A 12,914-nucleotide genomic window follows, 5' to 3' on the forward strand; every position below is an offset into this window, starting at 1 on the left:
ATTACACTACCATACGGTCAATATTTTTTCACGACTATACCGCTTTAATCTCGAAGATGCTAACCATTTGCTTGAGGAGCTGGGCCTGGCCAGAGAGTTCTTCACTGGCGGCGGCGCTCTGTTCAGCTGTAGCAGAATTAGTTTGAACCACCATCGATACCTGATCAATACCCTGATTAATCTGTTCAATTTCGCGGGCCTGGTCACCTGATGCCTGGGCGATGTTTCTAACCAAATTGGCAACTTTCTCAATCTCGCTTGATATTTCTTTGAGACTGACCGCCGTTTCATCCGCGATGCGGGTGCCAATTTCCACTTTCTTAATGGATCCTTCAATGAGACTGGTGGTTTTATTGGCGGCCTCACTGCTACGAACCGCCAGATTTCTCACTTCCTGAGCGACCACTGCAAATCCTTTGCCGTGCTGTCCTGCTCTCGCCGCTTCCACTGCCGCATTGAGCGCTAAAATATTAGTTTGGAAAGCAATATCATCAATCACTTTGATGATTTGAGAAATATTTTGGGAAGATTTGTTGATTTCAGTCATGGCAGCAACCATTTTACCCATTTGATGGTTGCCAACTGCCGCATTCTCACGCACAGCCATGGCCCGATCATTGGCTTCATTTGCCCGGACAGCATTTGATTTGGTTTCATCTGCCACTTCTTCAATGGATGCCGTCAGTTCCTCGATAGAACTTGCTTGTTCGGTTGTTCCCTGAGCGAGGGCCTGCCCGCTGTCAGAAATTTGGATGGCCCCCGATTCCACCTGTTCAGAAACCCCATTGATATCAGAAAGGGTAGTGCTAAGCTGCGTATTGATGTCATTTAATGAATTTTTAATGGCTGCAAAATCGCCTCTAAATTCCGAAGTAATTTCCTGATTGAGATTCCCTCGTCCCATTTCTTCAAGGGTACCAGTAATTTCGCCCACATAGGCTTCCAGGGAAATAATAGTCTGATTAAGGTCCTCTTTGATTTTGGCATGATCACCTTTGTATTCTCCCATGATCTTGGTATGCAGATTACCCTGGGCCAAGTCCTGAAGCACATCTGAGGCTTCCCTGATTGGTTCAATGACTGCATCCAGAGTTTGATTAAAGCCGTCAACAACCGTAGCGTATTCGCCTCTGAATTTGCTGCTGTCGCCACGGTGACTTAAATCTCCTTCCACCGCTATCTGAGCCATGTTTTCGGTTTCTGCTACCAACAGATTGATATTCTCCATCATCACAACTAAGGTTGGCAGCAGATGATCATTTTCACTGCGTTTCCCCTCCTGTTGCAGGTTCGGCAAATCGCTGAGATTACCCTGGCTAATATTTCCGGCAATCCTGGTAATCGTCAGGAGCAATCTACGGATACCATTGATGGATTCAGCAATCTCTGCATAAATGCCCAGATAATCGCCCTGGATCGACTGGCTAAAATCATTCTGATTCATCAGCCCCAATACATAATTTCCTTCTTTTAGCGCTGCCAAACCATCAATACAGGCATTAATGCTGTTCTTAAAGGTTTCAAAATCACCATAATAGGTATCTTCAATTTTTTCCGGGATAATCCCGCAGCCGATCTGGCTGACACACTCAGCTGCCACATTCATGGGAACGACCAGAGCATCCAGGGTGTGATTAAAGCCGACCAGAATTTCTCTGAAGCCGCCTTCAAACGCGTCGGTGTTGCCGCGAATTTCCAATCGCCCTTCAACGGCGGCTTGAGACAACAAAACGGATTCGGCAATCAGTCCGCGAATGGTTTCAATGGTCTGCTTTAACGCCGGCATTATTTCATCCTGATCATCCTTAGGTTCAATGTCTGCCGACACATTCCCGGCCGAAATCTGATGCATGGTTTCAATGACCACATGCTGCAGATCATCGGCAAAATGATCCATTGCCACCGCCATTTCGCCAACTTCATCCTGGTAATCCATGTTCAATCGCATCCCCAGATGACCCAAACTCATTTCTTTAATCATCTTATTGATTCTGGCAATGGGTTTGGTGATGGTTGAGGCAATCAAAAAACCCAGCAACAGCGAGAGAATGAGTCCCACCACCAGTAAGATAATCATCATCATCGTTGATGATGCCGCAATGGCCTGATTACTTTTGCCGGTATCCTTAACAATTACCAGTTTCAGCTCCATCATTTCCCGGTAATTAGTCTCTATTTGACTGTGAATCGCATCAAACTCGCTGCCACTCGCTAAAACAGCCGCTTCCGCTGATTTCCCCTGATGAACCAAATCAACCATTTCGGTAACCATCACATCAAATTGATCTTTCAGCAAATAGGTCTCATCAGCAATTTTAATGGCTTCCGGGTCCATCAGGGTCGTTTGAAAGGTTTTAAGGTTGGAGTCAAAACGGGAGTTCTTTTTGAAGATTTCCTTCTCAATGGCATCAATGTCTTCTGGCGTCGTTGCCAGGATTAAATCTTCAATACTGCCGATAATGCCTTGAAAAGAGTCGACGATATTAACCAGTTCACCCAACGGTTTGGCCATTTTCTCATAAAGATAAATATCTTGCTGACTGATTTTTTGAATACCAACCAACCCCATGGCTCCAATCCCCCCAGCAATGGCGGCAATGATCAAATATCCCAGAATTATTTTTCGGCCTATTTTAAAATTATAAAACCATTTCATTTACTTTTCTCCCCATCTGCAACTGATTTATATCATCAAAGCTCATACAAACAAAATAACAGCGATTCAGATATAGGTTCCCCTGTTATCTTCATCGCTGTTAAAGTCTAACATGCTCTGCAGTACCATATGTTAACGGCATGGAAAGATTATATTAAGAGTCTGTTAATTTATCGTCATAATTAATTTAATTAAGGATCGTTCCGATTGTCAAAATAATAATTATCGGTACCAATGAGATCACCAGATTTTGCACACTCAGTGGAAATGTCTTTGTTTTGGACTGCTGTTTTCTGAATTTTGAAATATTTTTATGAATAGGGATTAAACCCACAATCGCGATTAGTCCATAAATTGGTAGTAATCCAAACATTACCATTATTATAGTGGCAGCAAATCCTAGATAATAAAGCGCTGCAAAAATATTCAGGGCATTTTTTACACCAGTGTAATAAGGCAGGGTAAAGCGGTTTACTTTAACATCATCGTCAAGATCACAGATGTTATTTGCCAACATAATATTGGCAATCCCTGTTATCGCCGGGATTGTAACAACTCCCAATTTCAGTAGGTCCATGATGTTAAATGACACTTGCAGAAGCCAGTTTGTAAAAATAAAATAAATTAGACTATCCTCAGGAGCATTAATAAAAACCACTAAGAAGGGAATAAACAAGCCCATAAATAATCCCGAGAAAATTTCGCCTAGCGGCATACGGGAAATCGGTACTGGACCGAAGGTATAGAAAATCCCCACGCCAAAACAGAGGGCACCCAATACTAGAACAATCACTCCGGTATAAAATACCAGGGCCAGCCCCAATAATATGGCCAGAATCAAAAGGAAATACAATATCTGCTTCGCGGTTTTTTGAGAAAATTCCAAGATCTTGCCATTTGCTTTCACATCGATGTAATTATTTAAGGCGGTTGTTGCCATATCAAAGCTCAGCATTGATGTGAAAAATAGCAGTGTATTGCGAATATCAACCTGTTTATAGGTATACAGAACATAAGTCAAACCCAGTAAAAATGGCAACAGACTGGCTATTTTTGTCCGAATTTCGACATAATTTAAAAACCGTTGGATCATCCGTTAATTCTCAACTTTCCAAATTCGCCCCAAAATCTTACCCATTAATTGTCGCTGATACTTATTCAGCAGGGTATCGATCATTTTTTTTGTCTTGCGATAATATTTTTCGGCCACATCATGGGCCATTGAAACGCCACCAACATCGACCACCTCAGCAATGATTTCGTTAATCTCTGCCACGCTCAATTGTTGCTGTCGGATTCGCTGTTTGAGCTCCGGTTTTTTTAGAAAAGCAAAGATTAACGGCAAGGTGATGACTTCATCGGCCAGGTCATGCTTAACCGTTTTTTTAGTGACCACAACATCGGCTTCATAATCGGCACAATCATCCAGGATCTGAAAAGCCAACCCCATATTGTGGCCAATCCGCCCCATAAAACGGGCCTCCTTATCACTGCTGCCGTTAATGATCGCTCCGGAATACATCGCCAGCGCAAAGAGCGCCGACGTTTTCCCGGCAATTATTTTCAGGTAATTCAAAACACTTAGATCGGTGTCTGAGTTATGTTTAAATTGACGCAGTTCGCCTAAACATATTTTTGTCATGGCCTGGGTAAATTCTTTCAGCTTTTCGGGATAATGGTTGGAAATCTCAGCCACCATGGCAATCGCAATGCAAAAGAGATAATCACCACAGATTACCGCTTCTTTTTTGCCAAACTTTTTTTGCAGACTGGCTTGTCCCCGGCGGATATCAGCCTCATCAATGATGTCATCGTGAACTAGGGTGGCAAGGTGCAGAATTTCCACTGCTGCTGCGGCAATAACAGCATCCTGTGGAACAAGTCCTTCTTCATCCATTGCCGACCCCAGCAATAACATCGCTCTTAAATTTTTTCCGGTTCCCAATGTCAGGTGTTGCATCATCGCCTGGATTAATTCATCGGTATCCAATAAGGTCTCATTGATCAATCGTCTAACTGCTTCAAGAGCAGATTGGTAGTCTAGTCCTGGTGATAATTCACTCTTAATCATGATAAATATATAGTTTTCGGACGATTTTGATATTCTTATAGTGCTCTTTTAACCAGGGTATTGCATAATAATCAAGTCCGAATACGCTCCCTCCACCAAAAATAACAGCCACTGCCGCAAAAATCATCCACCATGTACTCAGATAAAGCCCGGTAGTTGTCACAAACATCCCCTGGAGAACAATTGAATATAGGGCGGAAATGGTGGTAAACAGACCTACAATCAGCAAGACACCGACAAGTATTTCAGAATAGACGATCACGGACTGAAAAAATACTTCTGAGCTCCCACTACTTAGAATCACAGTGTTGGTAAACCAATCCATAAGACCCATTTGCAATTTAATGGCAATATCCGATGTCTGAATCACAATAATTTTAAAGAGCCCTAAGATATTCCAATTGATCAGCAGGGTTCCGGCCACTTCAGTCCCCGATCCAGCCGCTGTGGCACTAGATACTGCATCGCCGCCACCGGTACCAGCCTGGATAATTGAATAAAACAGATCGTTGGCGCCTTTGAAAAACGGCGTCAGCATTGGCTTTTGAAGCCAACCTTCATTGACTTTCTTAATGCCCTCGTAGACCCAAAAGGCGCCCAGAAAAACCCGTAGGGGCACCAATAAAAAACTGGGGGTTCGATTTGAGAAATGACCACCAACGAAGCTCCGACAATTTCTGATCGTAAAAAACTCATGCCGGATATAACTAAAGACCTTATTCCACCCCAAAATTTGGATAAAGTAAATAATATTAATAAAATGCTTTACAAACTGAGAGAGAAACGAAGGTAAAGCAAATTTCTTTTTGTCGGTTCCGACATAAGAAATACCATAACGACCGCCGATGCTAACCATTACCCCATGGAACTTGGGCGCATATTTTTCCATTTTTCCAGTTCCGGTAATGACACTGGTTAGATTATGGGCGACAGTAGCTGCGGATTGTTCACAGTTTTCGACCATTTGTGGTACTGGCATTGATTCACCCTCAGGAATATAGAAAATATTATCCCCGGCGATAAAAACATCATCTTTTCCTTCAGCTTTGAGAAATTCATCGGTTTTAATTCGGCCACGACCAACCTGGGTAAGTTGAACGGCCTGGTTGGCAATATCTGAACTCTCAATGCCAGCCGCCCAGACAACCGTGTTGGTAGGCAGTTCCTGATGCTGATCAGCCTGTTTGAGGCCAATGAAGTCGGTGCCAATGCAATCAACAGCTGTTTTTAACCTTACTTCCACGCCCATTTTTTCCAATCGTCTTTTTGCTTTTTCTGAAAGTTCCTCTGATAAATTAGGGACGACTCTGTCCATCATATCAACCAGCGTAATTTTTACCATCTCGCGCTCAATTTCAAATTGCTTGCAGAGTATCGGTGCCCATTCAGCCAGTTCTCCGGCCATTTCGACGCCGGTAAATCCTGCCCCTAAAACATAGAAGCTTAGTAATTTCTGTTTTTCTGCTTGATCCGTTTCCTGCAAAGCTCTGGTGAACATTTCAAAAATATGTCCCTTCAGCTTGATTGCATCTTCATAAGACCAAAGTTTATAAGTATAGTCTTCCGCTCCACAAATACCAAAAAACGACGGCTGTGAACCCGAAGCCATTACCAGATAATCATAGCTATAGCTGGATTTTTTCCCCGTTAATTGTTTTTTTTCATAATCAATCGCAGTGATCGTGTCCACTTCCACATCAACATTTCGACCTTCAAAAATACGTTTGATGCTGATTCGGATACTGTCCTCTTCAACGCGATTTGCGGCTACCTCGTGCAGCTCAGTGAGCATGGTATGATAGCTTTCTTTGTTGATTAAGGTAATTTTAATATCCGTCTGGCTTTTCAAACGTTTGGCAAGCTTCTTTGCAATCAGAATACCCGAATATCCGGCACCTAATATAATAATATTCTTTTCCATAATGCACCTCCGGATTTTAACTTTTTATTTCACAACTCTTTTTTTCACTATTCTCATCATTTAATTTTCGCTTAAATAAATAAAAGCCTCTAAATTGATGTATTTCACACTTCAATTTAGAGGCTCCCAAAATTTTTATTGTGAAATGTCAAACAATTACTTCTATTGCTTTAATTCCTGAACGCCAGTAACTGAACTTGTTGCATCCATTTTAAAGGTAGCCTGGGCTTCGGGATTTGTAAAATACAAATTCCCTTCGATTTTTTGATCTTTAAGCTGGAAATCTGTGGCGGTTACGTAAACATCGCCGACAAAAGTTCCATGCTCAATGCTGGCTTTGGGACTATTAATTGTGATCTTTGGTGCCGTCAGGGTGAATCTGGCCGTGACATTCCGGGCTTCATCCTGAGTATAGAGACCAATCTTTCGCTGAACAATGTCATTTCCGGCGTCGTCTTTCTTACCATTGACAAACTCACCATCCAGGACCAGGTCGGAATCAATTTTTAAATCACCAAGGGTGGCAATGATCCAGGTACCATCCTTACTGATGGCTTTAATAAAAGCATCCTCGGTATTGACAATCGAAGCGGTGGTGACAACATCTGTTGTTGTTTCTGAATCTTTTTTGTCTGTGGTTGCCGGAGTTTGCGTACATCCTGAAATCAGCACAGCAAGGACAAGCAACGTTCCTAGTATTACTTTTCTTTTCATTTTTTTCTCCTTTTTCCTAAAAATAAATTAGCTTAAACCAAGCTTAATATATTAATACCCAAACCAAATCATTCTAATCTAAATTTAAAAAAAATAAATTAGAACTGCAAATTCGGGGGCATCTCCAGAGTTTTGCATTCTCTTCCACCTCATGTACTTCACTATCAATATGTCACTTTTTAGCGTTTTCGTTTCTTGCGGTGAATGGACAACATCAACCCCAGGCTTAGAATAATGGCAGTAAAATATCCCAGCGCCCCCAACGCCGGAATTCCCATGAATAGAGGCGTCATATCGGTGGTGGCAATAAAACTGGAGCTGATCAGCAGTGCGGCCAAAATGATGCAGATCACAATCTTATTCACCATCTGATCAATTTCGGCCAGAGGCTCGTCCGATCCCATGACTTCCAGGTTCACTTTCAATTGACCTTTGTTGGCCAAGCTTAAAAAATCAGAAATCTGTCCCGGAACACTAATGGCTTTTTCGCCGGAAATTAATATTTTTCGTCTATTGGTTTCCATAAAATTATTAAGATCAAAATTTGCCACCCGCTGACCGGCCATATGGTTGGCCATGATCCGCACAAAATTGGCATCAGGAGAAATTTCAGCGATCACCCCTTCAATAGTGATCATCCCACGACTGAGCATGCTGATACCCCGGGGCATACCAATGTGATTTTCAGCAGCAATCCGTAATATTTCTTCCAGGAATCGTCCCATATTGATATTACTGAGTTCTTCGGTGCCGTAAACATCCAGCATCCGGTCAATCGCCTCATATAGAAGCGAATGGTTAATGCGTTTGCCCTTATGGACACCCAGGGACAGAATCGCACCTTCCAGACTTTCCACATCCCGGGTAGCCACGGCTTTGACACTGCGCCTTAACAGTCCCATCTCCCGTTTGGACAGTTTTCCCATCATCCCCAGATCAATCCAAACGATTTGGCCATCCCGGATAAACATGTTTCCCGGATGGGGATCAGCATGAAAAAAGCCATCATCAATGATCTGTTTAACGTAGTTTTCGGCCAGCTTGATGCCAATTTCTTGTAAATCATAGCCGGCCTCCTGCAATTCTTTCTTTTCATCAATTTCAATGCCGACAATATCTTCCATGACCAGAACTTTGGCAGTGGTAAACTGATTATAAATTTTGGGACAACCAATGTATTTAATTTCGGCATTGAGCTCATTAAATAACTGGGCATTTTTGGCCTCGAAGAGAAAATCCATTTCCTGCTGGGCGGTACTCCACATTTCATCAACGATCATTTTAAAATCCACCACATCACCAATACCGCTGGCGATATTAAGAATTCCGGTAGCCCTGTTCAACAGTACCACGTCCTGAGCCATAACCTTATAGATCCCGGGACGTTGAACCTTAATCACGACCTTAGCACCATCAGTCAAATCGGCGGCATGCACCTGAGCAATCGAAGCCGATCCCAGTGGTTCTTGATTGATCGTGCGAAACACTTCGTTTACCGGACATTGATATTCATCTTCAATAATTCGAATAAATTCATCAAAGGGCATCGGTGTCACCTGAGATCGCAGTTTTTCGAGTTCAATACAGTAGTCGCTGGGGAAAATATCCCGACGCATGGACATAATCTGGCCGATTTTAATAAAGGTTGGCCCCAGATCTTCAATGATAAGTCGAAGTTTTTCTGGGGTCAACCCTTTGGTAATTTCGTGTTTTACCAGTATCGATACAATTTTTTTCAACCGTTTCCCATTTGTATCCATTGGACTTTTTGGTATATCTTTAACTTTTATGCCCGAATCACTTAAGTTCATTGATTTCCTTTTCACTGACATTTTCTTCTAAATCAGAAACCTCGACAATCTCTTTTTCCGACGCTTGTGCTGCCGTCATGGCATCCAGCTTATCTTTGATTTTTTGAATCTCTTCTGGGGTCATCTTATCAAGCCCTTCCACCACAGTGTCAACCGAGGGTGGTGTTTCAGACTTAACCACATTGACCGTCACCGTGTCTTTAATGGTTTCTTTGATATTATGTTTTAATTCTTCGTTGAGAATTTTCCCCTGCTGGACAGTGAGATCTCCTTTTTCCACCAGCTCATCGATGAGAACCTTTGATTTCTCGGCTGTAACTGCCACCGCTCCGACACCAAAAAGAAATATTTTTTTTAAATCTTCACTGATATTGGTCAACATTTTTATCCTCCTCTTTAAAATACAAAAACTGAGTTTTGTCCAAATTTATCTCAGTGTGCTCTTTTTCAAAAGATTTCCGATTGATTAAAAAGCACACCACCGATAAACAGATGTTAAATACTTATCGATTGAATTATACCCCTTTTTTTTCTATCCAATCATTAATGAATCACTATTTTCATTTAATTCTTTAGTTTAAATCCGCCCTGGATCAGACCTTCCCGAATTTCACGGATGTGTTCATAATTTCTTGTTTCCAGCTCAATTCGCAAAAAACAACCATTGATATCCGATCCTTCATTGCTCCGTTCATGGTGGATCGAAATGACATTACCACCCAGATCGGCGATAATTTGGGACACTTTTTTTAGCTGCCCCGGTTTATCCAGAAGCTCAATATTAAAGGAACAAGTCCGGCCAGAGGTTAACAGACCCCGTTTGATGATCCGGGATAAGATCGTCACATCAATATTCCCTCCGGAAACGATGCAAACCGTCTTTTTACCTTTAATCGGCAATTTACCAAACATCGCAGCCGCCACCGCTACTGCCCCAGCCCCTTCAGCAATGAGCTTTTGCTGTTCAATCAAGGTCAGGATGGCAGTGGATATTTCGTCTTCGGTGACGGTAACTATCTCATCAACGAAATCACTACATAGGCTGAAAGTCAGCTCTCCCGGTTCTTTCACGGCAATCCCATCTGCAATGGTTGATACTTGAGGCAATCGGCAGATTTTTTTCTCTAGAACGGACTGTTGCATACTGGGTGCACCGCAGGCCTGGACCCCATAAACTTTCACATCGGGTTTTAAGGACTTGAGCACATAGGCAATGCCCGAAATCAACCCGCCACCGCCAATCGGAACGATCACCGCATCCAGATCCGGCAAACTTTCAAGCAGTTCCAGACCAATGGTGCCCTGGCCGGCGATGACGAACTCATCGTCGAAGGGATGAATGAAGGTATAGCCTTTTTCAGCCTGAAGCTCCAATGCTTTGGCATAGGCCTCGTCATAGCCGCCTTCGACCAGACAGACCTCGGCACCATAAGCTTTGGTCGCTTCCACCTTGGAGATCGGGGCTCCGTCTGGCAAACAGATCAAGGCTTTGATATGGTTAATCGCAGCGGCCATGGCCACTCCCTGGGCATGATTGCCAGCTGAGCAGGCAATCACCCCCTTCGCTTTTTCTGCTTCGCTGAGCTGCGAAATCTTATAACAGGCCCCCCGGACCTTAAAAGATCCGGTTATCTGCAAATTTTCTGTTTTTAAATAAATATCACTGTCCGGACATATCTTAGGGGCATGGATCAAATCCGTTGGGCGAATATATTTTTTTAGTGTAAATGATGCGTGGTATATTTTATCCAGTGTTAACATTTTAACTCCTATTTCTAATCCATGATGTCACAACAAAAACTTCCTGAAGTTCCTATTTCGGTTTAGCCATATCGCTGGGATGCCATTTTAAAAACCAGAGTGAAAACACAAAGGTCGGTATGCTTAATATGATCGGCAGTATTGCCGCGAAATTGATCAGTAACGTCGTATTCAACCATAAAGCAAGTCCCGCCTGTACCAGAAAAACCAGTGACCAGACATAACATAACAAACGATTGGTACGCAAGAACAAAACATTTTTAAGGGCATTACGGCCATTAAAATAGTGGGTGTAGTCGGCTGTCAGGGGAACTGTTTTTAAGGTGGAGATCGCCCAGATTAAAGCCAGGGCAAAATATCCGATGATGGCAAAGGTATTTCCCTGATAATCCGATCCAAAGGTCACTACCATAAAACCAAGCAACGAAAAAGTCAACAGTGTGGCTCGCTCAAAATAAACCAGGTCGGTGCCGCGCTTGATGCCGCACAAGATGCCACTGATCATCAACGGAATCACCACCCCAATCAGAGGACTGTAATCCGCAAATAAAAAGCAGAAAATCCAGGGACACAGGGCCAGAAAGAACCAATAAGGAGTATTTTTAAAACTGACCGGTACCAGTCTTTTTTTCTTGTCCGGATTCAGATTGACCGGACCAAATAGGCCATCCAAAAAGGCGTTGAACAACCGCATATCGCCAACAACAGAATATTTTTTCTCCAGCAACGATTGGGCCGCGTCAATTTTCCCTTCCAGAATCCGCTCCAGCGTGGTGAGATTGATATTGATGGTCGCTGTTTCTCTGGCAAAATCATTGCGCAGCAGGGTGCAAGTTTCGTCCTTGATCACAAACTGATAGCGTTCTTTAATATCGGTGAAATCAATTTGTAACACGGCATTCATTTTGGGCCGCACCTTGGGGTTGAAGGCCGCCTGTACTTCTTTCATGTAATTCCAGGCAATCAGCCCACCGTCGGAATCCTTCATTCGGGTGTCATCCACTCCCCAACTCAGGTTAGTGGTCTGGAGATAGGTTGGCGTTTCAACAAATGGTTTTGACAGACCTTCCCTGACTTTTGGCGTTATGCTCAGGTTTTCACCATATTCCTGGCCGGCAATTTTAACCAAATCCAGATATGGACCAGTCAGGTTATCCAACTGATGAATACCCAGAAGTTCACCTTCGACACAGATGATCTTTTCCCACTTGTCTTTTCCGAAGAGATTATTAAACTGTTCTTCTACACCTTCATAATTGTTTTTTGTTGACGGAAAGCCACAGGTGCTGATCAGCACATGCTTTTTTGTTAGCATCTTTTCAGGATTCCGGAACGGATGTCCGTAGGTTCCCCCGCCTTCATTGTCAATAAATGGCAGTAGCGCCGGTTGGGTGCGTTCCATGAATTTTTTCATGGAGCTTGAGATCCCATAATGATAGAGCGGAGTAGCCCAGATAACTACATCGGCATCTTCATATTGATGGAAGAGTTCAGTCATGTCATCCTGGAAAATACATTCCCCTGGTGTGGTGGTCCAGCAGGTATGGCACCCCGTACATGCGTTAATATTCTGCTGGATTAAATCAACGGTTTCGATCACGGTTTCCGGATCATACTCAACCAGACCTGATGCAAATTGCTCGGCTATAATCATGGTATAACTTTTACCTGATTTATGACTACCGTTTAATAATAAAACTTTACGCATATTATCCTCACTTTCTTTATTTTAATCAAACAACTAAAGTATTATGAACCAGATGCTAAACTTTAGCATCGGTAGTTTCTTCTATCTTTTATATAATACCTCATCTGATAAGATTATAACAAAAAACATTCCCATCGAATACCACTAATTTGAAACTCAGTTTACCAAAGTTTTTTATATTAAGGCTTAAATCATGTGTCACGTGTTATAATGACACACAATGCTGTCCCATTTTGACACATGACACACTTAATAATGCATCAATAATCTCA

Annotated in this window: 9 protein-coding genes; all 9 read right to left on the reverse strand. The window is 42.7% G+C overall.

The features are described from left to right. Window positions 1-34: 34 nt before the first annotated feature. Window positions 35-2,656, reverse strand: coding sequence for a methyl-accepting chemotaxis protein (locus ABGU93_RS01675; protein WP_347411770.1), 2,622 nt, complete (start codon window positions 2,654-2,656; stop codon window positions 35-37). Between the two features lie 187 nt (window positions 2,657-2,843). After that, window positions 2,844-3,749, reverse strand: a complete 906-nt coding sequence (locus ABGU93_RS01680; protein WP_347411771.1) for a UbiA family prenyltransferase — start codon at window positions 3,747-3,749, stop codon at window positions 2,844-2,846. A gap of 3 nt (window positions 3,750-3,752) precedes the next feature. After that, window positions 3,753-4,727 (reverse strand): polyprenyl synthetase family protein, encoded by a 975-nt coding sequence (locus tag ABGU93_RS01685; RefSeq protein ID WP_347411772.1) that lies wholly within the window; start codon window positions 4,725-4,727, stop codon window positions 3,753-3,755. Beyond that, window positions 4,720-6,648, reverse strand: a complete 1,929-nt coding sequence (locus tag ABGU93_RS01690) for an FAD-dependent oxidoreductase (RefSeq protein WP_347411773.1) — start codon at window positions 6,646-6,648, stop codon at window positions 4,720-4,722. The genes ABGU93_RS01685 and ABGU93_RS01690 overlap by 8 nt, the downstream gene beginning before the upstream one ends. A gap of 162 nt (window positions 6,649-6,810) precedes the next feature. Further along, a complete protein-coding gene (locus ABGU93_RS01695) occupies window positions 6,811-7,362 on the reverse strand; it encodes a hypothetical protein (RefSeq protein WP_347411774.1) in 552 nt (183 codons plus the stop codon). Between the two features lie 179 nt (window positions 7,363-7,541). Next, window positions 7,542-9,122: an AarF/UbiB family protein gene (locus tag ABGU93_RS01700; protein ID WP_347411775.1), complete on the reverse strand. Its 1,581-nt coding sequence runs from the start codon at window positions 9,120-9,122 to the stop codon at window positions 7,542-7,544. Window positions 9,123-9,159: 37 nt separating this feature from the next. Then, window positions 9,160-9,555, reverse strand: a complete 396-nt coding sequence (locus tag ABGU93_RS01705; protein WP_347411776.1) for a hypothetical protein — start codon at window positions 9,553-9,555, stop codon at window positions 9,160-9,162. 182 nt (window positions 9,556-9,737) lie between these two features. After that, window positions 9,738-10,934: a threonine ammonia-lyase gene (ilvA, locus tag ABGU93_RS01710; protein ID WP_347411777.1), complete on the reverse strand. Its 1,197-nt coding sequence runs from the start codon at window positions 10,932-10,934 to the stop codon at window positions 9,738-9,740. A 52-nt stretch (window positions 10,935-10,986) separates the two neighbouring features. Next, on the reverse strand, window positions 10,987-12,642 hold the full coding sequence (locus tag ABGU93_RS01715; protein WP_347411778.1) for an NAD(P)H-dependent oxidoreductase: 1,656 nt from the start codon (window positions 12,640-12,642) through the stop codon (window positions 10,987-10,989). Window positions 12,643-12,914: the final 272 nt, after the last annotated feature.

The organism is Acetobacterium sp., from assembly GCF_039830195.1.
In the GTDB taxonomy this organism is placed as follows: Bacteria; Bacillota; Clostridia; order Eubacteriales; family Eubacteriaceae; genus Acetobacterium.